Annotated in this window: 16 protein-coding genes and 2 tRNA genes; 16 read left to right on the top strand and 2 right to left on the bottom strand. The window is 63.3% G+C overall.

The window, feature by feature from the left end; all coding sequences use genetic code 11:
* From SSPSH_RS12345 to SSPSH_RS12315, 7 genes are all read left to right on the top strand, one after another.
* A partial coding sequence (locus tag SSPSH_RS12345; RefSeq protein WP_021031760.1) for an AzlC family ABC transporter permease occupies positions 1-615 on the top strand: 615 nt, incomplete at its 5' end.
* Entirely contained in the window at positions 612-947 is a 336-nt protein-coding gene (locus SSPSH_RS12340) for an AzlD domain-containing protein (RefSeq protein ID WP_006914718.1), read from the top strand. The genes SSPSH_RS12345 and SSPSH_RS12340, both read left to right, overlap by 4 nt.
* Before the next feature lie 111 nt (positions 948-1058).
* The gene (locus SSPSH_RS12335) at positions 1059-2198 is read left to right on the top strand and encodes a potassium channel family protein (protein WP_006914717.1); all 1140 of its coding nucleotides are present in this window, start codon (positions 1059-1061) and stop codon (positions 2196-2198) included.
* 44 nt (positions 2199-2242) lie between these two features.
* A complete protein-coding gene (locus tag SSPSH_RS12330; protein ID WP_006914716.1) occupies positions 2243-2740 on the top strand; it encodes a hypothetical protein in 498 nt (165 codons plus the stop codon).
* Between the two features lie 76 nt (positions 2741-2816).
* Positions 2817-3083: a hypothetical protein gene (locus tag SSPSH_RS12325; RefSeq protein WP_006914715.1), complete on the top strand. Its 267-nt coding sequence runs from the start codon at positions 2817-2819 to the stop codon at positions 3081-3083.
* Positions 3084-3147: 64 nt separating this feature from the next.
* Complete coding sequence (locus SSPSH_RS12320; protein ID WP_006914714.1) at positions 3148-3354, top strand: hypervirulence associated TUDOR domain-containing protein; 207 nt, start codon at positions 3148-3150, stop codon at positions 3352-3354.
* Between the two features lie 60 nt (positions 3355-3414).
* Complete coding sequence (locus SSPSH_RS12315; RefSeq protein WP_006914713.1) at positions 3415-4326, top strand: alpha/beta fold hydrolase; 912 nt, start codon at positions 3415-3417, stop codon at positions 4324-4326.
* Here SSPSH_RS12315 and mltF read toward each other — a convergent pair.
* Positions 4295-5668: a membrane-bound lytic murein transglycosylase MltF gene (gene mltF / locus SSPSH_RS12310; protein WP_006914712.1), complete on the bottom strand. Its 1374-nt coding sequence runs from the start codon at positions 5666-5668 to the stop codon at positions 4295-4297. The genes SSPSH_RS12315 and mltF overlap by 32 nt on opposite strands.
* 232 nt (positions 5669-5900) lie before the next feature.
* Between mltF and SSPSH_RS12305 the strand changes: the two genes are divergently transcribed.
* Positions 5901-6884 carry a DNA topoisomerase IB gene (locus SSPSH_RS12305; RefSeq protein WP_006914711.1) on the top strand — a complete coding sequence of 328 codons (984 nt, stop codon included), beginning with the start codon at positions 5901-5903 and terminating at the stop codon, positions 6882-6884.
* 44 nt (positions 6885-6928) lie between these two features.
* Here the strand turns inward: SSPSH_RS12305 and SSPSH_RS12300 are convergent, their stop codons facing one another.
* Positions 6929-8611 (bottom strand): methyl-accepting chemotaxis protein, encoded by a 1683-nt coding sequence (locus tag SSPSH_RS12300; RefSeq protein WP_006914709.1) that lies wholly within the window; start codon positions 8609-8611, stop codon positions 6929-6931.
* A gap of 198 nt (positions 8612-8809) precedes the next feature.
* Between SSPSH_RS12300 and SSPSH_RS12295 the strand changes: the two genes are divergently transcribed.
* The 8 genes from SSPSH_RS12295 (at position 8810) to SSPSH_RS12260 (ending at position 25261) form a co-directional block, all read left to right on the top strand.
* Positions 8810-9313 carry a disulfide bond formation protein B gene (locus SSPSH_RS12295; RefSeq protein WP_006914707.1) on the top strand — a complete coding sequence of 168 codons (504 nt, stop codon included), beginning with the start codon at positions 8810-8812 and terminating at the stop codon, positions 9311-9313.
* 38 nt (positions 9314-9351) lie between these two features.
* Entirely contained in the window at positions 9352-9834 is a 483-nt protein-coding gene (gene rraA, locus SSPSH_RS12290) for a ribonuclease E activity regulator RraA (RefSeq protein ID WP_040608128.1), read from the top strand.
* A gap of 130 nt (positions 9835-9964) precedes the next feature.
* Positions 9965-10618, top strand: a complete 654-nt coding sequence (locus SSPSH_RS12285) for a uracil-DNA glycosylase (RefSeq protein WP_021031757.1) — start codon at positions 9965-9967, stop codon at positions 10616-10618.
* A gap of 7 nt (positions 10619-10625) precedes the next feature.
* Positions 10626-12473: an excinuclease ABC subunit UvrC gene (gene uvrC, locus SSPSH_RS12280; RefSeq protein ID WP_006914704.1), complete on the top strand. Its 1848-nt coding sequence runs from the start codon at positions 10626-10628 to the stop codon at positions 12471-12473.
* A gap of 42 nt (positions 12474-12515) precedes the next feature.
* Complete coding sequence (gene pgsA / locus SSPSH_RS12275) at positions 12516-13067, top strand: CDP-diacylglycerol--glycerol-3-phosphate 3-phosphatidyltransferase (protein ID WP_006914703.1); 552 nt, start codon at positions 12516-12518, stop codon at positions 13065-13067.
* Between the two features lie 187 nt (positions 13068-13254).
* A tRNA-Gly gene (locus SSPSH_RS12270) sits at positions 13255-13329 on the top strand.
* Between the two features lie 78 nt (positions 13330-13407).
* A tRNA-Cys gene (locus SSPSH_RS12265) sits at positions 13408-13481 on the top strand.
* A 509-nt stretch (positions 13482-13990) separates the two neighbouring features.
* Complete coding sequence (locus SSPSH_RS12260) at positions 13991-25261, top strand: hybrid non-ribosomal peptide synthetase/type I polyketide synthase (RefSeq protein WP_021031756.1); 11271 nt, start codon at positions 13991-13993, stop codon at positions 25259-25261.

The following is a 25261-nucleotide window of genomic DNA, read 5'->3' as shown; positions in this document are numbered from 1 at the left end:
CCTACTGAAAGATCACATCTAGGGCTGTCGCCATGGGTGGCGAGCGCGCTGTCGGTTTTCGTGTTCGCCGGCGCGGCGCAGCTCGCGACGATGCAGCTGCTCTACGACGGCGCGCCGCTATTGATCATTCTCATCACTGTTTTCTTCATCAATCTGCGCTTCATGATGTATAGCGCATCGATTGCGCCGTATTTTCGTGGTGCTCGTGCTGGCACGCGCGCGTGTCTGGCGTATTTTCTGACCGATCAGCCGTATGTGTTCGGGCTGTACGGCTTTGCCGAGCGCGACGCGCTTTCGCGACGTGTGGCGTTTTATCTGGGTGTCGCGCTGCCGCTCTGGAGCTGTTGGCAGATCGGTACGATCGTGGGCGCGCAGGCGGGGGCACGCCTGCCCGACGCGTGGAATCTCGAGTTTGCGATCCCGCTGGTTTTTCTGGCGATGATCATGCCGGCCATACGCGATCGGGCGAGCATTGCGGCTGCCGCGGTTGGCGGCAGCGTGGCCGTTGCGGGTCATGGACTGCCGTGGAATCTGGGCTTGATACTGGGTGCGCTCGCCGGGATTGCGGCCGGTGTTGCCGTGGCCCGGCTGACCGACGAAGGCGGGCGCGTATGAGTAGTGATGCCTATGTGTGGACAGCCGTCGTCTGCGTCGGGCTACTGACGTTTGTACTGCGCTGGTCGTTCATCGCAATGATCGATTCGCTCGAGATGCCGGCGGCGGTGCAGAGGGCGCTGCGTTTCGTACCGGCGGCCGTACTGTCGGCAATCATTCTGCCGGCGGTGGTTGTACAGGACGGCGCGATCGCCTTATCCGCGAGCAATCTGCGTTTGTTCGCCGCGGCCGCTGCCGCGGTGGTGGCCTGGCGCACACGCAGCATTTTCTACACGATCGCGATCGGCATGGTTGTCCTTTGGACATTGGAAGCGCTATGGGGCGCGGCCTGATACACGCCGTACCAATGCGCGGTTCGTTTTGCGCCGCCCTATGCGTATCGTAGGCACTATGCGGGGGAACGGTTTTCAACACGCTGGCCTTGCCGGCGGCAGCGATAACACATGCTGGGGTTGAAGCTCCGGCGTCTACGCCTGCGTACGCGCTCGCACAAGCGAGTCGCGCGCGAGCTGTATTTCGATATCGGATCGCGCGTGCGGCGTCTTCTGCTCGTGCTACTGGCAGTGATCGTCACTCATACGCTGGCAATGCTTGCGTTTGAAGATATCGGCGCGGCCGATGCGATCTGGCTGACGCTTACCACCCTCACCACCGTCGGCTACGGCGATTTTTCCGCTGCAACGCATGCCGGTCGCGTCGCGACCGTGATTCTACTCTATGCCGTGGGCATTACCGTGCTCGCACAGTTGGCCAGTGACTATATCGACTACCGCCTGCAACGGCGTCAGCGCATGCTCGAAGGCAAATGGGACTGGGATATGGAAGATCACCTGCTCGTCGTCAATACGCCCAGGTACAACGGCGCGCGATACTGTGAACTGTTCGTTCGCCAGATTCGCGAAACGCCGGCGTTTGCCGATCTGCCGATTCAATTTCTGACCACGGGTTTCCCGCACGGGTTGCCGGATACGCTGCGCGAGCTCGGGGCACTGCATCGCCACGGCGAGGCCGACAATGTCGACGATCTGGCACGGGTCGAGCCTGAATACGCGCGCCATATCGTCGTGCTCGCACACGATCACTACGACCGCCGCGCCGACAGCTCGACGTTCGATACCACCCATCGATTAACGGCGATGATCGATCGCGAGCGCACCCACGTCGTCGTGGAATGCGTTGACGATGCCAATCGTCAGCGCCTGCGCGATCTGGGCGCGCATTCGGTTATACGACCGATCCGTGCGTACCCGGAATTGATCGTGCGTGCGATCGTCGCGCCCGGGGTGGAAACGATGATGGAAAATCTGTTTACCCATCACGGCGATCATTCCCAGCGCTACGATTTGACCATCGACGATGTACGCTGGGCCGATCTCGTCGCTGCGCTGATTCAGTCGGATCTCGGTACGGCGCTGGCATATACCGACGAAGCCGGCGAGGTGGTGTGCAACCCTTCTGCCGACACGCGCGTTCGCGGCAGTGGCCTGATCGTGATGGTGCGCGCGAACCAGGAGCCGACGCCGGCCCGGATCAAGGCCTGCCTACGCGCTATCGCATCGACGCATGGCACGGCCGTCGGCTGAGTGGCCACGCCAATGACGGGCGCCTCTGCAACGTTGGTTATGCTATGCCCATGACATCGTTTATCGCCGCCGATTTCGACATCCCGATGGGCCTCAACGAACCGGACTTTACTGTGCGGCCGTTGACGATTCATGACGCGGTGAAAGACTACGATGCGGTGATGAGCAGCCGTATGCGGCTCGCGGGGTTATTCGGGCCGGCAGACGCATGGCCGGCAGCTGATTTGTCTCTGGAACAGAACCTGATCGATCTGGCGTGGCATCAGAAAGAATTCCAGATACGCCGCTCGTTCGCCTACACCGTGATGCGGCCCGATGAATCCCAGTGTCTCGGCTGTGTGTATGTCGAGCCTTCGCCCAAGCGTGGCTACGATGCCCAGCTTTTCTTCTGGGTGCGCAACAGCGAGCACGAGACGGGGCTCGAAGCACGGCTCGACAGCGCGTTGCGTCGATGGCTGACAGACGCCTGGGCGTTCAAACACGTGGCCCGACCGGGGCGCGATATCGACTGGTTGGAATGGCAGGCGCTCGCCGACGTTTAAGCGGGCGCCATATCAAGATGGCGCGGCGGTTGATCGACTACGGGGCTCGCCCATCGCGCCATGGGGCAGGACTACGATGAGCGATCTCGAAACGCCGCGTTTTTATCTCGTATTCGCCGAATCCGCGGACGAAAACGCGCTGATGGAGAATTTCGACGCGATACGTCTGCGCGAGGATATGTTTATCGTATATGCGTCGATGACACGCTCGGAGGTCTATCACGCAGTACGTGATTTGACCGATCCGAACGCGCTGATGGCTGCGCCCCTGGCCGCGCACCCGAAGTTTCGTGGTCTGGCGCCCGGCGCGCTCAAATGGCTCAAGCAGCGTAGCAACGACTGACCGAGGCAACCGTGTCGGTTATGTCTGCGTAGAGAGCACCAGGTTCAAACGACAAAAGCACAGCATGGCGCGGTCGATCGGGTACAAGGTGAAATGGAACTGGGGCCAGGGCACGGCGCAAGGCAAGATCACGCAGATCTATAAAGAGCGTGTGAGCAAGACGCTCAAGGGCTCGGACATCGTGCGTGACGGCAACGACGACAATCCGGCTTATCTCATCGAACAAAGCGATGGAGATCAGGTGCTCAAGCTCGAATCCGAACTCGCCTGAACGTCGGACCGCGTGCGGGTCTAGACTCGGCGTATCGCTCGACTTTTAAAGAAGGCGCTCATGGCGCTGCTCGAAGATTTTACCCGCACATACGTCGATACCGAGGCGGGGCCGATTCATCTCGCCCATGCGGGCGTGGGCCCGCCACTCTTGTTGCTGCACGGCTATCCGCAGACCCATGCGATGTGGCACAGCGTCGCGCCGCGACTGGCGGCCCATTTTCATGTGATCTGTCCGGATTTGCGCGGTTATGGCGACAGCGCCAAACCCGCGGGCGGGGCGGATCACGCGGGGTATTCGAAACGGGCGATGGCGCAGGACTGTATCGATGTAATGCAGGCGTTGGGTTATACGCGCTTTGACGTCATCGGCCATGATCGCGGCGCGCGCGTGGGCCATCGGCTTACCCTCGATCACCCGGCCGCGGTCGCGCGGCTGGTCGTGCTCGACATCGCGCCGACGCTGGCGATGTTTGAAAGCACGAACCAGGCGTTTGCAACCGGCTATTACCACTGGTTCTTTCTCATTCAGCCGGACGGATTGCCGGAGCGAATGATCGGCGCGGACCCGACCTACTATCTGCGTGAAAAGCTGGCGCGCTGGAGCGGCCCGAACGCACGCTTTACGCCGGACGCGGTCGCTGAATACGCGCGCTGTTTTTCCGATCCCGCCTGTATTCACGCCAGCTGCGAGGACTATCGTGCCGCCGCGGGTATCGACCTCGAGCACGACCGCGTGGATCGCGACGCCGGCCACCGGGTCGACTGCCCGTTGCTGGTGCTCTGGGGCGCCCATGGCTTTGTTCACAGAATGTACGACGTGCTCGCGGTTTGGCGCGCCTATGCGTCGGCGGTCACGGGTCGTGCGCTCGACAGTGGTCATTTCGTTGCCGAGGAAGCCCCGGATGCACTCTATGTCGAGCTGCAGCGCTTTTTCGGCATTACCGGCCCGAGTCGATATGACGTCGAATGACGTCCTCATAATCGCGAATACGGTGGATATAACGCACGGGTTCCCGACCGCGGGCGTAGCCATATTTCAGCGACGGGTAGTAGCGCTTGTCGGCCAGCAGCGGTAATACCTGTTTGAGATCGCGCCAGGCGTGCGCGTTCTTGCCCAGGCGTTCGGCAAGTTTCTGGGCGTCGCGCAAATGCGCGAGGCCGATGTTGTAGGCGGCCAGGGCCATAAGCAGACGATCCGGCGACGGAACGGACTCATCGATACGCGAACGCATGCGGCTGAGATATTTTGCACCGCCTCTTATGCTTTCGGCCGGGTCAAGCCGGTTGTCGACGCCGACGGCCCTGGCCGTGCGCCCGGTCAGCATCATCAGCCCGCGCACCCCGGTCGGGCTTTTCGCCTTCGGGTCCCATTTGGATTCCTGGTAGGCCTGCGCTGCGAGCAGCAACGGCGGCAGCGCGTGGGCTTCGCCGGCACGCTCGAAGAGCGAATCGTAGCGGGGCAGGACCGTTTCGATGCGTTCTACCAGGGCACGCCGGTCGACGAAATCGAATTCGGGCAGATAGGCATAGTAGCGATTCCGCATCCCCTTGCGAGCCTGTTTCCCTGCCTGGCTGGTCAGCCACGCGGTCGCGCTTTGCGCGAGCGCTTCGGCGTGTTCGGGCAGGGCCCAGGCCAGGGATTCACTTTCGTTAAGATCGAACATCACCCGCAGCTGCGGATAGTAGCGACGGTTGATGTCGACGATGTTGGAATCCGCCACCGTACAGTCGAGTTTGTTTTGCCAGACGCGATACAGCAGCTGCTCGGTGCCGCGTTTACTGTCTTCGGTCCACTTCAGGGTTGGATAGTCACTCTTGAGCGTTTCCAGGCGCTCGACATAGCTGCTGTCGGCGATGACCGTGAGCGATACGCCGCTCAACTCGGCCACGGTTTGCGGACGCGCGCTCTCGGCATTGCATACCACCTGCTGGCGTACCGTCTGATAGGGCGCGGCGAACCGGAATCGTTCCTGCCGTGCCGGCGTGATACTCAACCCGGCCGCGGCGATATCGGCCTGGCCGTTTTCGAGGGCGGTCAGCACGCCGCGTATCGAATCCTTGACCGTATATTCGATATCCACGCCCAGGTGCTTCGCGAACGCGGCGGTCAGGCTCTGTTCGGGCCCCACGGGCTGTCTGTGGCGATTGAGGTAGTAACTTGTCGGCGCGTTGCGCGTCACCACGCGCAGTGTTCCTTGCTCGCGAATATGATCGAGCTGGCCAGCGTTCGCTTGGTCGGTCGAGTTGTCCGAACAGGCCGGCAACACGACCAGGCCGATCGCAAGCGTTGCGAGTGTGACGATTCCAACCATGCATTCCCTCGTGATAAGTCCCCGGTAAAAGACTAGCAAAGGATCGCGCCCGGCCCGAGCGACCGCGGCTTACGAACAAACCCGGATAGTTTGCGGATCCCAATTGACCAATGCTGTGCGCGCGCTCTATGCATCGCTTGCCCGGTGCGCAGCGTAAGCGCAGTCATCTCATTTTTGGCATCTAGCCCTCCACCAGAACGCGATGAGCCCGCAACAAGACCACAGCCCTGTCGTGACCCGCCATCGGTGTGGCAAGGGCTTTACTTATCGCTACGCCAATGGGCGCACATTGCGCGATAAAAAGCGTCGCCGCTGGATCGAATCTCTGGCCGTGCCGCCTGCCTGGCAGGCGGTCGAGATAACGCTGGACGAGAATGCGCATGTGCACGCCATCGGACGGGACGCAGCCGGACGCAAGCAATACATCTATAACCCGGCCTGGAGGCAACAACGCGAGCAGGCGAAATACGATCGTATCCTCGCGTTCGCCGAGCAGCTTTCGACCATGCGTCGCGCCACCGGACAGCATCTTACCCACGAAGCCATGACGCGCGAGAAAGTGCTTGCCTGCATGGTGCGCCTGATCGACAGCGCCTATTTTCGCCCCGGCAGCGAGAGCTATTCGCGCGAAAATGACTCATACGGGCTGACCACGATGCGATCGAAGCATCTGACGATCGAGGGCGATGAGCTGATCTTCGACTACGACGGCAAGAGCGGGCAGCGCCAGCACCGCGTCGTCGAGGACGAACGCCTCGCCCGGGTGGTCGCGGAACTCGACGACCAGCCCGGCTACGAGATTTTCAAGTATTACGACGACAACGGCGACAAGGTCTATGTCGATAGCGCGGATCTGAACGACTATATCCACGAGGTCATGGGCGAGGGGTACAGCGCCAAGGATTTTCGTACCTGGGCGGGCACCTCCCTGGCGGCGCTGGCACTCGACGAGATCGGGCCGGACGATGACGAAAAGATCAGCGAGAAGAACATACGTGATGCGGTCGACCGCGTGGCCGAGCGCCTTGGCAATACGCCCAGCATCGCGCGTTCGAGCTATATCGATCCGCGGGTCATCGAAACCTATCTCGACGGCCGTACGCTAAGCCATTTCCAGGCGCTTATCGAAGCCGAGCTGGAAGAGGGCGATCTCACGGGCCCGCAAGAGCGGGCCGTAATGAAGATGCTCCAGAGCCGGGTCCGGCGCGAGCAATAGCGCACGCCGGCACCCGATCTCTTCAGTCACCTGGTCTGCGTCGCCTATGCAGCGGCTTCGCTTGCCGAACCACCAAAGTGCCCAAGCCGTGCCTGCTGCGTATCGGCCGCTGCGCCGTGCCGAGCGGTTGTCCTGGCGTGGTGGCCGACGGTCTGCGGTGCGGCGAGATCGGAACTCAACCGGAAGGAGGCGAGCAACGCCTGGAGCTGATCGGCCTGTTCCCGCATCTGCACGGCCGCGGCGCTGGTTTGTTCGACCATGGCTGCATTGTGCTGGGTGGCGCTATCGAGTTCGGTGACCGCGACATTGATCTGGCTTACGCCCTGGCTTTGTTCGCGTGCCCCGTTACGGATCTGGGCCACGACTTCGGTCACGCGCTCGATCCGGTCGACGATGTCCTGCATGGTCACGCCGGTTTCGCGCACCAGCCGCGTTCCGGATTCGGTGTGGGTGACCGAGGTATCGCTCAAGGCGCGAATCTGGCGCGACGCGTCGGCTGCACGACTGGCGAGGTTACGTACTTCCTGGGCCACCACCGAGAAGCCCCGTCCGTGCTCGCCGGCGCGGGCGGCCTCGACCGAGGCGTTCAGCGCGAGCAGGTTGGTCTGAAAGGCGATGCCGTCCATCAGCGTGGTGATATCGTTGATTTCACCGGCCGACGCAGCGATATCGTCCATGGTGCTGGCCATTGCGCGCATGGCCTTCTGGCCTTCGTGTGCCGCATCGACAGTCGATTGCGTCAAGTCGTTGGCTTGATCGGCGGCCTCGGCGGTATTGCCGACGGTTGCGGTAATTTCTTCCATCGATGCCGAGGTCTGCTCAAGGCTCGCGGCGGATTGCTCGGTCCGGCTGGCCAACGCCTGACTACCCTGGGCAATCTCGTTCGCGGCACCATGCACGCTCAGTGCGGACGTGCGTACGCTTTGCAGCGTGCCGTCCATACGGCCGACGAACGCATTGAAATTGAGGGCAAGATCACCGAGTTCGTCGGTGCGGCGTGTTTCGATACGTGCGGTCAGGTCACCGTCACCTTCGGTGATTTCCTTGATGCGCTGGGTCACTGCCCGAATGGCGCGCGACATCATCAGGGGGCCGACCAGCGCCACAATGAGCGTGATCAGGCCGATGACGATCGAAAAGCCGATAACCGCGTATTCCTGCACGTTGGCGCGCGCGAGTGTCGCTGTTTCCAGAGCGTGAATCTTGGCGCTCGCCGCTTCGCCGGCGCGATCGTAGACCTCGCGCAACTCGGCGAACGCAGGCTCGGCGTCAGCGTTGAGAATTGCGCGTGCACCGGCATAATCGCCATTGCCGCGCAGTTCGAATACCTGCGCCGACTTGCTCATCCAGCTGTCGTAGCGCGTCTGGAATCCATCCAGGGCTGCCACGACCTCGGGATAGGCTGATAGATTATTAGCGAATCGCTCAAGACGCGTTTTTGCCTGCACGGCGTTTTCCTCGAAGAGCGCCCGTTGTTCCTGCGCGGCCTCGCTACCCGGTTCCATGCGCATATATTCAAGGGTGGCTACATAGGCCTGATAAAGATCGCGGTCGGCGTTCAAGACAGCCGAGGTCGAATCGATAAACGGACCGCCGAACTCGCGCATCCGTTCCTTGAGCGTATGAACGAGCAACAGATCGACCGCGACAACCGCAAACATAGCAACGGCGACGGTAATGAACGCGATCGCGTATTTCACGTTGATCTGATTAAGGCGCTTGAGCATTATTTTCCCCTTGCGTATTACCGACCCCGGCGCTTGAGTACACCAGCCGGTTTGCTCGCCGAGACAGGCGATCCGATGAACTATCGGCGAATCGTGGCCCGGCTTTAACAAAGCTGTGCGAAGGGCTTGCGGCATCGCGCGCAGCCACAAGAGCGTGTTGCGATTGCGGCGGGCCAAGCCTTGTGAAATCATCGCCGTATGAGCACGCGCATCTATTTTCTCGCCGGCTTTCTGGCCGCCGCGGGCGCATTGGCGTTCGCCTATTACCTGCAGTATGTACAGGGTCTCGACCCGTGCCCCTTGTGTATCTTTCAGCGCGTGGCGATGGCGGGTGTCGGGCTGTTTTGCCTGATCGGCTGGCTGCATGGCTCGCGAGGCACCCCCCACCGGGTCTACGCGGCGCTTGCCTGTGTGTCGGCGTTGGCGGGGGCTGCGATCGCCGCACGTCACGTATGGCTCATGCACCTGCCGCCGGATCAGGTACCCGCCTGCGGTCCCGGCCTCGACTACCTGATCGATGTCATGCCGCTGACCGAAGTTCTGGCGACGGTGCTGCGCGGTGATGCCAGCTGCGCCGAGGTCAAGGGCGCTTTTCTTGGTATCAGTCTGCCCGCCTGGACCGGGGTGTATTTTGTGATGCTCGCCTTTGGCGCGCTGGCTGGCGTATTTGGACTCGGTACGGCATCCCGTCGTACTGTTTGAGCCGTTTTATTATTCATTTGATGGAAGAAGAGCTGCGCATGACCCCTGTAACCGATCTTTGCGACGAATTCAGCGACAAGCTGCAGATCGCCGAACCGATTTTCACCGACTTCGGCGGCACGCTCGACTTTGCCGGCCCAATCAGCACGGTGAAATGCTTCGAGGACAACTCCCTGGTGCGGGCAGCTCTGGAAGAGCCCGGTGAAGGGCGGGTGCTCGTCGTCGACGGGGGCGCGTCGGATCGTTGCGCGCTGCTCGGCGATAATCTGGCCCAGCTTGCGATAGACAACGAATGGGCCGGTATTCTGGTCTATGGCTGTATCCGTGATTCGGCCGAAATCTCGCAGATGGGCGTGACCGTCAAGGCGCTCAATGCCCACCCGAAGAAATCCAACAAGAAAAATCAGGGCGAGCGCGACGTACCGGTGCGTTTTGCGGGCGTGTCCTTCATGCCGGGCGATTGGGTGTATGCCGACCTCGACGGCGTGGTCGTAAGCGCCTCCGAGCTGTCGCTGTCCTGATCCATCAAGGCGCGGGTCGCGCACCTGTTTCGCGCCCCGGCGATCCTCATCGCCGGGGCGTTTTATTTTTAAAGTTATTACTAATCAGGATATTGGCTGACAGTTATTACGCTAGAACTAGCATGAACAGATGATTGCGCCGCCAGCTGATTGTGCACGATGCCCACGCTTGGTGGCGCTGCGAGAACGCGTTCGCGACGAGTTTCCGGCTTACCACGCGGCTCCGGTTAGATCGTTCGGCCCGGCGACGGCGCGTCTGCTTGTCGTGGGTCTTGCCCCGGCCCTGCACGGCGCGAACGCCAGCGGCCGGCCGTTTACGGGCGACCAGTCAGGCGCATTGATCTATCGCGCGCTTTTCGACTACGGCTTCGCCTCGCGGCCCGAGGCAACTGGCGCCGGCGATGGCCTCGAACTCGACGACTGTCGTATTACCAACGTCGTCAAGTGCCTGCCGCCCCAGAACAAGCCGGTGGCCGCCGAGGTCAATGCCTGCAACCCATTTCTGGCAAGCGAGTTGGTCGCGCCGCGTGTACTGCTGGTGCTGGGCGGTGTGGCGCACAAGGCCGTGGTCCGCGCGCTTGGCGCCCGACAACGTGACTTCGTGTTTGGTCATGGTGTAGAACACGCGCTCGGCGGCGGGCGAATGCTGATCGATTCCTACCATTGCAGCCGCTATAACGTGAACACGAAACGCCTGACCGAAGCGATGTTCGCGAAAGTTTTCGCGCGTGCGCGAGATTACGTCGACGGGCGGGTCTTGCCTGCACGCGTTGCGGCGCCATGATGATGCGATGAGCGACGAAACAACGCCACAGCCAAGCGATACCGGCTTCGACCCGCGCAGCTATCTGCGTCAGTTGACCCAGGCCCCGGGCGTTTATCGCATGTACGACGCCAAGGGCGACGTACTCTATGTGGGTAAGGCAAAGAACCTCAAAAAGCGTGTATCCAGTTACTTTCTGCGCGCTTCGGGCAATGCCAAGACCGAGTCGATGCTCGATCAGGTGGCCGATATTCAGGTCACGATCACGCATACCGAAGACGAAGCGCTGCTACTCGAATCAACGCTGATCAAGAAGCACCGGCCGCGCTACAACGTCTATCTGCGCGACGACAAAAGCTATCCATACCTGCTGATCACGGGCGATAACGAATATCCGCGCGTGGTCTATCACCGGGGTGCGCAGAAGCGTAAAGGCCATTATTTCGGCCCGTTTCCCAGCTCCGGCGCAGTCAAGCAGACGCAGGACACGCTCATGCGTCTGTTCAAGCTGCGCAATTGCCGGGACAGCTTCTTCGAGAACCGCTCGCGTCCCTGTCTGCAGTATCAGATCAAGCGTTGCACCGCGCCCTGCGTGGGCCACATCAGCAAAGAGGACTACGCCCGCGATGTGAACGATGCGGTGGAGTTGCTGGAAGGGCGCAACGAAAAGCTCATCGATCGTCTTGTAGGCGATATGGAGACGGCAGCCAAAGCGCTCGATTTCGAAACCGCCGCACGTCTTCGCGAAAAGATCGCCGCGTTGCGACGGTTACAGTCGCAAAGCCAGAAAGTCGGCGGGCAGAGCGACTTCGATATTGTCTGTGCGGCCATCGATGGCGGCATAGGCGCGGTCGTGGTCGTGACCGTGCGTGGGGGTATCAACCTCGGCCATCGAAGCTTTTTCCCGCATGCGCCGCCCGGCACCGACGTGGCCGACCTTACCGCGGCATTCATGAGCCAGTACTATCTCGAGCGTCGACCGCCGCCGGAGCTGCTCGTCGATCCGCTGCCAGCCGACGACAAATGGCTTGCCGAGAGTCTGGGCCGACGAGCGCAACGCAAGGTCGGTTTCAAAACCAATGTACGGGCCGAGCGCAAGCGCTGGCTGGACAACACGCGGGCGACGCTCGCACAGACGCTATCGGCGCAGCTGGCAAGCCGTGCTGGGGTGGAGAAACGCCTGTCGTCTCTTGCCAAGGGCCTGGGCCTCGAGGCGCCGCCAATGCATATGGCGTGTTTCGATATCAGCCATACACGCGGCGAACGCACCGTAGCCTCGTGCGTCGTTTTCGAGGCTGGCGTGGCGAACAAGTCGAAGTATCGGCGCTTCAATATCGACGGCATCGAGCCGGGCGATGATTATGCAGCCATGCGTCAGGCGCTCACGCGGCGCTTCAAACGCGTCAAGAACGGCGAAGACTATATGCCCGATCTGCTGCTCATCGATGGCGGCAAGGGGCAGTTGGGTGTGGCGGTCGAAACACTCGAAGAACTCGATGTGACCGGTGTTAACGTGATCGGCGTGGCCAAGGGCTCGACGCGCAAGCCCGGCCTGGAGCAGATCTTTTTGCCGGGCGCGAAATCGCCTCTTATACTGCCGGCAGACTCGCCGGGCCTGCACCTGATCCAGCAGATTCGCGACGAAGCGCATCGGTTCGCGATCGCCGGGCATCGCGGCCAGCGCGGCAAGGCGCGCCAGGGGTCGATGCTCGATGGCGTGGACGGGCTGGGGCCAAAACGGCGCAAGAAATTGCTGCAGACCTTTGGCGGGCCGAAGCAGGTGGCCCGTGCCGGTGTATCCGAGCTTGCACGGGTGGAAGGCATCAGTGCGACCATGGCACAACGGATTTACGATTATTTCCACAATACGGCCTGACGACGGCGCCATTCGGCCCGCGCGGCCCGCGAGGAGAAACGCTTGAACCTGCCCATCTGGCTGACCCTGTTTCGCTTGATCCTCATCCCGTTCGTGGTGGCGCTCATGTTCGTGCCGTTGCCGAGCGCGAACATCGTTGCCGCGATTCTGTTCGGTATCGCACTGGCCACCGACTGGCTCGACGGGCACCTGGCCCGACGGTGGAATCAGACTTCGGCGTTTGGCGCCTTTCTCGACCCGGTTGCCGACAAGTTGATCGTCTGTGCCGTGCTGGTAATGCTCGTCTATCGCGATCCACACTATTACATTGCATTGTCGGCCACGGTGATCGTAGGCCGTGAGCTCACCGTATCGGCGCTGCGCGAATGGATGGCCGAACTGGGCGAGCGCGGCGTGGTTGCCGTGGGTTCTCTGGGTAAATACAAGACCGCGATTCAGATGGCCGCGATCTTCTGCATGTTGTTTGACTTGGTACAGCGCAGCGGGATCTATCTGTTCGGAGTTGTCCTGCTGATCATTTCCGCAGCGCTCACGCTCTGGTCGATGGTTATCTACCTGCGTCAGGCTTGGCCGCGCTTGAGCATGGAACGCTAACCAGCCAACGCTTTAAACCTACGCGGCTCGCGGTCGTGACTCATGCGACGGAAAATCGCTTCGTGACGCGGCTGGGCGGGCCAGTGCAACAGTGGCGATTCAGGCCACCATCAGGTCGACAAAAAATCGTTTGCCGATATGGGTTGACACCCGTTCTTTTCTGCCTAGAATACGCACTCTCAACGGCGCGGGAATAGCTCAGTGGTAGAGCACAACCTTGCCAAGGTTGGGGTCGCGAGTTCGAATCTCGTTTCCCGCTCCAAATAGACATTGCCGAAACCTCGGCCCGGCGGTCGGGGTTTTTCTTTATCAGCATCCGCGTCTCCGGATGTATGCGACCGGCCAGGTGGCAGAGTGGTGATGCAGCGGCCTGCAAAGCCGCGTACCTCGGTTCGATTCCGGGCCTGGCCTCCATATCAATCGCCGAAAGTACTGAAGATGCTTGCCCAAGCCCGCGTTGACGGGCTTTTTTTGTGCCCGTCGTTCCTGTGAAGGCACCCGTCATCGATGTTCAACCGGCCCCGCCACTGCCTCACGGGCAAGCCAACGCCGCGTCGGCGCGCAGTACACTGCATCCTCGGGTGTTGTGCGTGATGCAAGCCACGGCTCGGTTCATAATGCCTCACATAGCCGGTTACGATGCAGGGCATGTCGCCCGGTTCATTCTCGGCGGGGGCGTGTTTGCAATAGGCAACACATCGACTCGATCTCATATGTAGGTCTCAAGTGAAGCGGCCTTAGGTCGATAGCGTTTAGGCACAATTAGACGTTACCGCGATCGACTTGTATGCGGGATCGAACCGCACGTATCGGGGCATTTGGAGTAGGGGCATGACGATAAAGCACGGTGCGCACCACGCGTCGCTCGGCTGGGTGACGCGAGAGCGTGCGGCGGGGCAGCTTCAGCTGGCGACCAGCAAGCTATGAGTGCGCCACGCGACATCGCAAAGTCCATACCCACGCCAACGCAACGCGGCATGATCCTGCAGGCGATCGCCGCACCGGATTCGCCGATCAATGTCGAACAGTTCGTGGTTCGGCTCAACGAACGCTTCGACCCCGAGGCTTTCGCTGCTGCGTGGCGCGCGTTGATCGCCCGGCACGAACTGTTGCGCGCACGTTATGACTGGCAGCCAGACGGTACCGCGCGGCGAATCGTGCAGGACACCGCCGAGCTTTCGCTACAAATCCACGATGCAAGCGCCTGGTCCGCGGCCGAGGTGGAGGCGTTCACCGACGCCGATTTCCACAAACCGATCGACCTGGCTGTTGCGCCCGTATTTCGTTTTACCGTTCTGGATCTCGGTGGTGACGAATGGCGTCTGCTTTGGTCGTTCCATCACGTGATTATGGACGGGCGCGGATCCGTGCTCACCATCAACGAGTTCTTCCAGTACTACGATGCGTTCGCACGCGGTGCTCCGGCCCCCGATCTGGCGCCGCCGCAATCGCCGAACGCACTATTCGAATGGCACGCAACGCGAGACACCGAGCCGGACCGTCGTTTCTGGCGTGACTACTTGCGCGACGCACCGAGCGCGCCCCTGTTGCAGGGGCTTGGTAACGGCTCGAGCCCGGATTTTGCGACCGTGCCCCGTTCCGAGCGCGTGATCCGGCATCTGGATGCCGCAACCACCGCACGCTTGAGCGCACTCGTCGGCGAGCGCGGCATCGGATGGCCCGCCCTGGTCGAAGGGCTGTGGGCTATTCTGCTCTGGCGCCATACTGGCGCGCGCGATGTGCTGTATGGGGTGACCCGTTCGGGCCGGCTGGGGGGCGTGCGCGATGCAGATCGCGTTCTGGCGCTTTTCATCAATACCACGCCGTCGCGTGCGACCGTCGATGCCGATATGTCGTTGCGCGCGTTTTTGCGCGAACGACGTCAGGACCAGCGGCGCACGCACCGGCATCAGCATCTCGGCCTGCTCGAGATTCAGCGCGCCTCGGGCACCGGCCGCGGTCTATTGAACTCGATCGTTATCTACGACCACAAGACGATCGATGCGGCGCTCGAGCCATGCAAGCGCGGCCACGACTGGCATTTCGACCTGCGCGGTCATACCGGCTATCCGCTGACGCTGTTTGCCTATGGCGGCGATCAGCTCAAGCTCGATCTCAGCTACGACCCGCAGAGTTTCGACGAAGCCACCGCCAACCGATTGATCGACCGCCTGGTCAGGCTCGCCGAGTCGGCGAGCGAGCAGGGCGGTGACGTTTCGTTGCAATCGCTGGAATGGTTGGCCACCGCTGACCGCACGCAGCTGATCGAACAATGGCAGCCACAGCCCACGGTTTGGTCCAACGAACGCAAGATCGATGACACGGTCGCGGCCTGGGCGAAGACCGCGCCCGACCGGATTGCCGTGTGCTGTGAGAGCCGCGAATTGAGTTATGCGGCGCTCGACACGGCAATCGACCAGCTGGCGGCGCGCCTGGCGACGTTCGGCGTGCGTCCGCACGACCATGTGGCCATATTCCTGCCACGCTCGGAATTTCTGGTGATCGCGGCGCTGGCCGTGCAGCGCCTGGGCGCAGCGTACGTGCCCTGTGATCCGACGCATCCGGGCTCTCGGCTCGCGCGCGTATTCGATGTCGCGCAGCCGGTCTGTGTCATCACGCAGCGATCCGTGGTCGGTGCGCTGCCCGACAACACGCCGTCAATCATCGAGCTGGATGATGCGGCGCAGGCAAACGTTGGCGACGCCAGCGTAATCAGACCCGCGGTCGCGCCGCACGACACCGCGTATGTGATCTTCACCTCCGGCTCGAGCGGCCAGCCGAAGGGCGTGGTCCTTACCCACGCCAATGTCATGAACTTCTTGCAGGCGATGATCGAGCGACCGGGCGTCGCCAAGGACAATCGCTGGCTGGCCGTCACCACGCTGTCTTTCGATATTGCAGTGCTCGAGCTGTTTGGCCCGCTGCTGGTCGGCGCACGCGTGGTGGTCGCGCAGGACGAGGACGTTTTCGACGGCATACGCCTTGCGCGACTGATCGATACGGGCCGCATCAATCGCCTGCAGGCCACGCCGTCCACCTGGCGGCTGCTACGTCTAGCCGACTGGGCACCGCCATCAGGATTCGTCGCGCTGGTGGGCGGCGAGCCGCTGGATGCGGCCCTGGCTCGCGATCTTCTAGATGCCGCAGAAGGCGACTTTGCACTTTGGAACATGTATGGCCCGACCGAGACCACGGTCTGGTCGACCTGCGAGCGCGTGATCGATAGCAGCGATATCGGCATCGGCACGCCGATTGCCAACACGCGTTGTCATGTTGTTGATACGAACGGCGCGCTGGTCGCGCCCGGCGTGGTTGGCGAACTGTATATCGGCGGCGACGGCGTGGCGGCGGGGTATCTGAATGATCCCGAACGCAGCGCGGCGGCCTTTATCGATTGGTCTCCCGCGGCGGATATCGCGCCCGAACGCACATACAAGACCGGCGATCTGGCTCGCTGGCAAATCGATGCCGAGGGCAACGGGCGTCTCAAATGCCTTGGGCGCAGCGATGACCAGATCAAGATACGCGGCCATCGTATCGAGCCGGGTGAGATCGAAACGGCGCTGACCGCCCATGCCAGCGTCAAGCAGGCGGTTGTGCGTTTGGTCGGCGATCAGACGCCGCGTCTGGTTGCGTATCTGCGCCTCAACGCGGCGTTCGATGAAGACACGATCCGTGCACACGCCAATGCGCGCCTGCCGTCGGTTATGTGCCCGAACGTCTATATGCCGATGGATGTATTTCCATTGACTGCGAACGGCAAGATCGACCGGCGCAGCTTGCCCATGCCCGACCCGGCGAACGAGTCGGTGAGTGCGCGCAGCTATATCGCCCCGCGTAGTGATATCGAGAAAACATTGGCGACCATCTGGACCGAAGTGACGGGCGCAGTGCGTCCGGGTATCGACGACAGTTTCTTCGATATCGGTGGCGATTCCTTGTCACTGGTCGTGGCACGCGGGCGTATCACCCAGGAGTTCGGCAATGCGCCCTCGATTGCCGAACTGTTCCAGTACGCCACGATCCGTAAGCTCGCCGAGCGGCTGGCAGCCGGTGCGGATACGCGCGCGCCTGCCGAGGCACGCACTGCAGCGCGACGCCGTACGCGCGCGTCGCTTACCGATCGCCGTGTCGCCATCATCGGCATGGCCGGGCGTTTCCCCGGCGCCGCCGATACCGACGCGTTCTGGGCCAATCTGGTCGCCGGCGTCGAATCCTTCTCCCATTTCGACGCCGAGGCGCTGCGCCCCTACGAGCCGGACATCGATACGCTCATGGCGAATCCGGAATTCGTGACCGCACGCGGTGTGCTCGACGACATCGAATATTTCGATGCGTCGTTCTTCGGCATCACGCCGCGCGAAGCGGCGTTGATCGACCCGCAGCAACGACTCTGGCTGGAAACGGCCTGGACTGCGCTCGAACAGGCCGGTGTGGATCCGGCCCGCAGCGGCGCCGATGTCGGCGTGTTCGCAGGCGCCGGCTATCTGGAGTCGTATCTGCTCCACAACATATTGCACGACCGGGCAGCGATCGACGATCAGGTGCGCATTCGCGGTGTGGAAAGCTTTACCGCGATGGTGTCCAACGACAAGGACTACCTGCCCACCCGCACGGCCTACAAGTTTGGCCTGACCGGCCCCGCGATCAACGTACAGACGGCCTGTTCCACCGGCCTGGTGGCGGTACATCAGGCCTGCATGAGTCTGCTGGCCGGCGAATCGCGAATGGCGATTGCAGGCGGTGTCTCCATCGGTCTGCCACAGGAGCAGGGATATTTCGCCCAAGAGGGTGGCATGGCCTCGCAGGACGGGCATGTGCGCACCTTCGACGAACGCGCTTGTGGCACGGTGTTTTCCAGCGGACTGGGCGCCGTGGTACTCAAGTGCTACGACGACGCGGTGGCCGACGGCGATGACATTCTCGCCGTGATACGCGGCAGCGCGATCAATAACGACGGCGCGGCGAAGATGAGTTTCACCGCGCCCAGCCCCGCGGGCCAGGCGGGCGTTATTCATCAGGCACAGCAGGCGGCCGGCGTCAGCCCCGACGAAGTCAGCTATGTCGAAGCCCACGGTACGGGTACGCCGTTGGGCGACCCGATCGAAGTTGAAGGTCTGGCGATGGCCTGGCGCGCCGGCGGCGCGAAGGGCGCGCCGGTATGGCTGGGCTCGGTCAAGCCGAATGTCGGCCATCTTGACTCTGCCGCCGGCGTGGCCGGCCTGGTGAAAGTAGTGCACGCGGTTCGGGAAGGGCGCCTGCCGGGCACCCTGCATTACACGCGGCCCAATCCGCGTATCGATTTTTCCACGACTCCGTTCCGAGTCGTCGAGCAGCTCACGTCGTGGCCGTCGCAGCCCGACCGGCCGCGTATTGCCGGCGTGTCCTCATTCGGGGTGGGCGGCACCAACGCCCATGTGATCGTCTCCGAGCCGCCGCCACGGCCGGCAAGCAGTGCTCCGACGCGTGTGCCGCAACTGTTGGTGCTATCTGCCAAAACGCCGACCGCGTTGGCCAAGCGCTGCACGGCCTTGGCCGAATGGCTGACTGCGCATCCCGATACGGTGCTTGCCGATGTCGCCTGGACCCTCGCGGTCGGGCGGGCTCAGATGAGTCATCGGATCCATGTCGTGGCGGGCAGCGTGGCGGAGGCCGCCGAATTGCTCGGTCGGGCTGCGCGCCGTGCCGAAACGACGATCGCAACCGAAGCCGATGCGCCGCCCGTAGTCTTCGTGCTGCCGGGCCAGGGCGCTCAATATCCGGGCATGGGGCGCGCGCTCTACGAGGCGCCGGGCGTCTACCGGGACACAGTCGACCGGCTGGCCACCCATCTCGAAGCGCCGCTTGGCCTCGATATACGAACGCTCATCCTGGCGGAGTCGTCCGTACAAGCCGAGGCCGCCCGCAAGCTTGCCGACACCGCGATTACCCAGCCGGCCGTTTTCGTTATCGAGCTGGCGCTCGCCTATCAGTGGCGGGCCTGGGGAATCGAAGCCGATATGCTGGTCGGCCACAGTGTGGGCGAATTCGCGACCGCGGTACTTGCCGGGGTGTTCAGCGAGGCCGATGCCTGCGAACTGATCGCAACCCGCGCACGGCTAATGGCCGAACAGCCCGCCGGCGCGATGCTGGCAGTACACGCCGCGCCGGAGACGGTAGAGGCGTATCTCGAAGAGAGCGTCGAGATCAGCGCGATCAACGCGCCGGAGCTATGTGTGGTTTCGGGTGACCACGACATGATCGATGCGCTCGCGACACGCTTGGAAAAGGTGGATATCAGGCATACGCGGCTGGCCACATCGCACGCCTTCCATAGTCGCGCCATGACGCCGGCGATGGCACCACTGGAAGAGGCGGTCGCGGCGATCAAGCGCGCGCCCGCGCAGCGCCCGATCGTATCGACGCTGACCGGTGAGCTGCTGGACGCCGACGACATGCAGGCGCCGGATTACTGGTCGCGCCAGATGCGCTCGGCCGTACGTTTCTCGGCTGCAATCGAGTCGGTGCGCAACGCCACGCGCCCGGTGTTCATCGAATGCGGGCCCGGGGGGCAGTTAACTTCCGCGATCGGCCAGCAAGAGCCCGGCGATTCGCCGCTGATCGCGATTCCCAGCCAGCCCGGCGCGCGTGACGAAACGCCTGCGGATGTGGCCTTGCTCAAGGCCCTCGGCGCGCTCTGGCAGGCAGGCGTGACGCCCGATTGGCATGCCGTGTTCGAATGTGATGTGGCGCCGCGCCAACGATTGCATTTACCGACCTATCCGTTCGAACGCCAGCGTTATTGGATCGATCCCCCGCAACGTGTATCGCCCCAAGCAGGACCGCAGATGATTCCGAGCGTAGCTTCCAGCGCCCCGAGCGAACCCGTTGCCGCCGTACCGGATCGACTGCCCGAATTACGGGCCCGCTTACGTACGTTGTTCCACGACCTGTCGGGCATCGATATTGTCGATGATCTCGCCACGAAGACGTTTGCCGGTCTGGGTATGGACTCCATGTTCCTTACGCAGGTGGCCGCCGAAATCTCTCGCGACTTCGGTGTCAACATCCGTTTTCGCGATCTGCTCGAGCGCGTCGAGACGCTCGATGCGCTGGCGGCCCATCTGGATGCGGAAATGCCCGCACCCGTGGCGCCAACGCCGGCGCAGCCCGAACAGGCGCCGGCCCATTCCGCACCGCAGAGCGTGGCCCCTGTGCAGCCGGCCGTCTCGACACCGTCGCAGCCATCGTGGCCACAGGCTGCGGCGTCCACCGCCGCCGCGCCGGCCACCAGTGAAACGCATCGAATCGTCGAGCAACAGCTGGCGTTGATGCAGCAACAGCTCGCACTGCTGGGCGCCGCGCCATCGCCTACCACCCCGAATACACCGCCCCCGGCGACACCTCCATCCGGTTCGCACGCGAGCGCTACGGCGTCGAGCGCCCCCGCTCCGGCGGGTGGTACGCAGATTTCGTTGAACGGGCGCGGGCAGGGCGCTCAGTCGAATATGGCCAACGGGCGCTTCGGCCCCTACAGGCCGCTCGCGAGCGCGATGACCACGGCCCTGACCGCGGAGCAGCGCCGTTTCATCGATACGTTGACCCAACGCTTGGTCGAGCGCACACCGGCGTCGCGCGCGCTGGCCGAAAGCGGTCGACAGCACCTGGCCGACCCGCGGCACGTCGTCGGTTTTCATCGCGACTGGAAAGGGCTGACGTATCAGATCGCGATGTGCGCGAGCGACGGCGCACGCGTGACCGATATCGACGGCAACGACTATATCGACCTCACGATGAGTCTGGGTGTGGCCTTTCTCGGCCATGGCCATCCCGCCGTACGCCAGGCCGTGCATGCACAGCTCGATCGCGGCATGGAGCTCGGCCCGCAGGCAGAGGCCGCGCCGCGCGTGGCCGAGCGGTTGTGTCGATTGACCGGGCACGAACGTGCAACGTTCACCAGCACCGGCTCCGAAGCCGTCATGGCGGCCTTGCGCTGTGCCCGAACGGTCACCGGGCGTCAGACCATTGTGTATTTCTCCGGCGACTACCACGGCACGTTCGACGAGGTGCTCGGCCGCGCCCATGTGTCCAACGACGAGCTCTCGACACGCCCCGGCGCGCCCGGCGTCGCGGCGCATGCCGTGGACGACGTCATCGTGCTCGACTACGACTCGCCGGCGTCGCTTTCGATCCTGCGTGAGCGCGCCGGCCAGATCGCCGCGGTGCTGGTAGAGCCCGTACAGAGTCGCCACCCGGATCGGCAGCCCGCCGCGTTCGTGCGGGAAGTGCGAGAAATCACCGAGCGTGCCGGCGCTGCGCTGATTCTCGACGAAATGATTACCGGCTTCCGCTGCGCTCTGGGCGGTCTCAACGCGCTCTGGGGCATTCGTGCCGATATGTGCACCTACGGCAAGATCCTGGGCGGCGGTCTGCCGATCGGGGCACTTGCCGGCAGCGCACGCTGGCTGGATTCCATTGACGGCGGGGACTGGCGTTTCGACGACGACTCCGTGCCCGAAGCGCCGATGACCTTCTTCGCCGGCACCCACGTACGCCACCCCCTGGCCATTGCCGCCGCGGATGTCGTGCTGGACTGGCTCGAGACGGACGCGGGCGCGTCGCAGCGACGGCTGGATAAGGCGACGGCTGCGTTTGCCGAACGGATCAACACGGCGATGGAACAGGGCGGCGTTCCGCTGCGTATCCGCTATTTCTCGTCCTGGTTCCGGTTCGATACGCCGCCCGATCAGCCGCTTGCCGCGCTGCTCGCCCCGTGGCTGATCGCGCACGGGGTCTATGTACGCGACTGGGCACAGAATTGTTTCTTTTCGATTGCCCATACCGAACAGGACATCGACACGATCGAACGCGCTATACGGGCCGGCGTCGATGCGCTCGTGCGTGTCGGCGCCTTGCCGGGCGAACCGTCCGGCGAGACCGATGCCAGCGCGGCGGTCGAGGTCGGGGCGTCGGCCGGGCTGGCCATGGGTGAGTCCATGCCGCTGATCGAAGCACAGCGTGAAATCTGGCTCGCGCAGCAGGTCGATCCCGATGTCGCACCGGCCTACAACCAGGTCTGCCGGCTCACGCTCGAGGGGCCGCTCGACAAGGCGGCGTTCGCGGCTGCCGTGGAGGCCGCAGCTGCCCGCCACGAGTCGTTGTCGCTGCGTTTCTCGCCGGATGGAGAAAGCCAGTATCGGCCGGTCGACCCGCGCGTGGTCAGGCTCGAGTGGGTCGACGATCGCGACGAGGCGCAGCCACAGGCCGCGGCCGATCAGGCGATCGATGCGATGAGCGACCCGATACTGGATCTGTCCGACCCGGATACCGCACTCGCGGTGCTGGTCGTGCATCAGGTCGCAGCGGATCTTCACGTCATCGGCGTGCTCCTGCATCATCTGGTGTGCGACGGCTGGTCGTCGATGCTGTTCTTTCGCGACCTCGGCGCGCTCTACGCCGCACACGTGGCCGATACCGATGCCAGCTTGCCCGAGCCGGTACCGTTCTCACGCCATGTGGCCCAGCAGATGGCGCGCGATTTCGCGCCGGATCTGGCCTGGTGGCGCGAGCTCTATGCGACCGCGCCGCCCGAGCTGACACTGCCAACCCGTGCAGCGCGTCCTGAACAACGTCAGGCAGCCGGGCACACGACCCGTCACCAGATATCGAATGCCCTCATCGAACGTATCACCGCGGCCGCTACCGAGCGCTCGACAACGCGTTTCGCGCTGACGCTCGCCGCCTTCGCGGCGCTGATCATGCGACTGTCCGGCCAGCGCGATATCGTCGTCGCCATGCCGGTGGCCGGTCAGGTGCTGGAAGGCGAAACCGAGCTGTTCGGCCATTGCGTACAGACGCTGCCGTTGCGTTTGACCGCGGCCGAGAACGCGTCGTTCGACGATCTGCTGGGCACGGTTCGACAGGCCATCAGCGCGGCCAGCGATCATGCCGGTGCGACCTATGGCCAGATCGTGCGTGAGGTCGCCGGCCCACGCGATCCGTCACGGCTGCCGCTGGCCGAGATCATGTTCAACTGCGCGCCCGATGACGGGCCGCCCGTGCTGCCCGGTTTGAAGAGTGCGATCGACGAGCCGGCAAAAACGGCCACCCAGTTCGATCTGCATTTCGATCTGGAGATCGGCGCCGACGGATGGTGGATCGACTGCGATTACGCCACCGCGCTTTTCGATGTGGACATGATCACGCGCTGGTTGAACGACTATGAAAGCGTGCTCGCCGCTATCGTCGATGAACCGTCGATCGCGATCGACGCGTTGCCGGTACAGGCGGCCGTACGTGACGACCCGGGGGCGCGTTTCAATCCGCCCCCGCTGGCGATCGAACCGGACGTCGATCTGGTGGTTGCCCTGCGCCGCGGGGCGGCCGCCGGACGGAATACGATCGCCGTCGCGCATGCCAGCGGTGACTGGGATTACGATCGCCTGGGCAGTGCTTCGGACCGCATCGCGGCCGCCCTTGCCGAGCGGGGTATCGGCCCCGGTCAGCGGGTCGGGTTATGTGCGCGCCGCACACCGGCGATGATCGCGGGCCTGATCGGCATCCTCAAGGCGGGGGCGGCTTACCTGCCAATGGACCCGTCGTACCCGCTGGAGCGCCTGCTGTTCACCGCACAGGACAGCGGCGTTGCCCTGACGCTGGTCGACGACAATGACTTGCCGCTGGGCGAAACGCCGACCCTGACGCTGGACAGCGCAATGGCCGCGACCGGGGCCGTGCCGCAGATTCCCGTGGATAGCGAGCGCGAAGTCTATGTGATCTATACCTCAGGCTCGACAGGCCGCCCGAAAGGTGTATCGGTACGACATCGCAATGTACTCGCACTGCTGGCGTGGGCCGAACAGGCAATGAGCAACGACGAGATCGAGCGCATGCTGGCCGCGACGTCGATCTGCTTCGATGTGTCCGTGTTCGAGCTGTTCGTACCGCTGTGCCGCGGCAAGACGATCGTTCTGGTCGACGATCTGCTCGCGCTGGTGACACCCCCCGAGACCCCACCGACCACGGTAGGCGGTGTGCCGTCGGCGCTGTCGGCATTACTGCGCCACGTGGATCTGCCCGCGTCGGTACGAACCGTCGTACCGGCCGGCGAACCGCTTCGCCGCGATCTGGTGGCCCGACTCTTCGCACAGCCTGGCGTCACCCGCGTGATGGAATGCTACGGGCCGACCGAGTCCACCGTGTTCGCGACATCGAGCGAGCGCCAGGTCGACGGCCCCGAAACCATCGGACCGCCGATTGCCGGTTGGCGCGCCCAGATCGTGGACGCGCAGGATCGGCCGGTCGCCATTGGCGAGGTCGGCGAGCTGCTGATCGGCGGCGCCGGCGTGGCCAGCGGCTACGTAGGACGACCGGACCTGACCGCCGAACGTTTCGTGCCGGACCCGGATGGCGAGCCGGGCGCGCGTCGTTATCGCAGCGGCGATATGTGCCGCTGGCGCAGTGATGGTCAGATCGAGTTCGTGGGGCGGGCGGATACGCAGGTCAAGCTGCGTGGCTATCGCATCGAGTTGGGCGAGATCGAGTCTGTGCTGACCCGGCATCCGGCCGTCGAAAACGCTGTCGTAGGCGTGCGCTGCGTGGGTGAGGGCGACGATCAGCTGATTGCCTGGTGGCAGCCGGCCGCAGGGCAGGAAAACGTGACGCCGACAACGCTTCGTCGGTATCTGCGTGATCATTTGCCGCTGTATATGGTGGCCCAGCAGTTCGTGGTTCAGACGCAGTGGCCGCGCTTGGCCAACGGCAAGATCGACCGCAATGCGCTCGTCGACCCGTTTACGAAACCATCGGCCGCGCCTGCGCTCACGCAGCCAAACCCGGACGCAATAGCCGCGATGACCGCACTCTGGTCGCAGGCGCTCGGCCATGATGTATCGCCGGGGCCGCAGGATACGTTCATCGATATGGGCGGGCACTCGCTGCTGGCGGTTCGTGCAGTGGCCACAGCGCGCGAGCGCCACGGCGTTGAGGTGCCGGTCCGCGCGATGATGCTCGACAGTCTCGGGCAACTGGCAATGCGCCTGGCACAAGCAGAAAACGCGGGCGCTGCCTCGAGCGCGGACGAATCAACAGCCGATGCCGCCGCCCCGGACGATCAAACCCGTTCGACCAGCCAGCACACGGACGACGCGGCCCGAGAGCCGGGCGAGCGGCGCAGCGGCCTGATGGCGCGTCTGGGCCTGTCGCGGCCGTCCTGA

The organism is Salinisphaera shabanensis E1L3A (genome assembly GCF_000215955.2).
GTDB classification, from domain to species: domain Bacteria; phylum Pseudomonadota; class Gammaproteobacteria; order Nevskiales; family Salinisphaeraceae; genus Salinisphaera; species Salinisphaera shabanensis.
This window is presented reverse-complemented; position numbering and strand designations above follow the sequence as displayed.

Coding starts and splice junctions, on each gene's coding strand:
- SSPSH_RS12340 (WP_006914718.1), top strand. CDS start 612: ATGAGTAGTGATGCCTATGTGTGGACAGCCGTCGTCTGCGTCGGGCTA.
- SSPSH_RS12335 (WP_006914717.1), top strand. CDS start 1,059: ATGCTGGGGTTGAAGCTCCGGCGTCTACGCCTGCGTACGCGCTCGCAC.
- SSPSH_RS12330 (WP_006914716.1), top strand. CDS start 2,243: ATGCCCATGACATCGTTTATCGCCGCCGATTTCGACATCCCGATGGGC.
- SSPSH_RS12325 (WP_006914715.1), top strand. CDS start 2,817: ATGAGCGATCTCGAAACGCCGCGTTTTTATCTCGTATTCGCCGAATCC.
- SSPSH_RS12320 (WP_006914714.1), top strand. CDS start 3,148: ATGGCGCGGTCGATCGGGTACAAGGTGAAATGGAACTGGGGCCAGGGC.
- SSPSH_RS12315 (WP_006914713.1), top strand. CDS start 3,415: ATGGCGCTGCTCGAAGATTTTACCCGCACATACGTCGATACCGAGGCG.
- mltF (WP_006914712.1), bottom strand. CDS start 5,668: ATGGTTGGAATCGTCACACTCGCAACGCTTGCGATCGGCCTGGTCGTG.
- SSPSH_RS12300 (WP_006914709.1), bottom strand. CDS start 8,611: ATGCTCAAGCGCCTTAATCAGATCAACGTGAAATACGCGATCGCGTTC.
- SSPSH_RS12295 (WP_006914707.1), top strand. CDS start 8,810: ATGAGCACGCGCATCTATTTTCTCGCCGGCTTTCTGGCCGCCGCGGGC.
- rraA (WP_040608128.1), top strand. CDS start 9,352: ATGACCCCTGTAACCGATCTTTGCGACGAATTCAGCGACAAGCTGCAG.
- SSPSH_RS12285 (WP_021031757.1), top strand. CDS start 9,965: ATGATTGCGCCGCCAGCTGATTGTGCACGATGCCCACGCTTGGTGGCG.
- uvrC (WP_006914704.1), top strand. CDS start 10,626: ATGAGCGACGAAACAACGCCACAGCCAAGCGATACCGGCTTCGACCCG.
- SSPSH_RS12260 (WP_021031756.1), top strand. CDS start 13,991: ATGAGTGCGCCACGCGACATCGCAAAGTCCATACCCACGCCAACGCAA.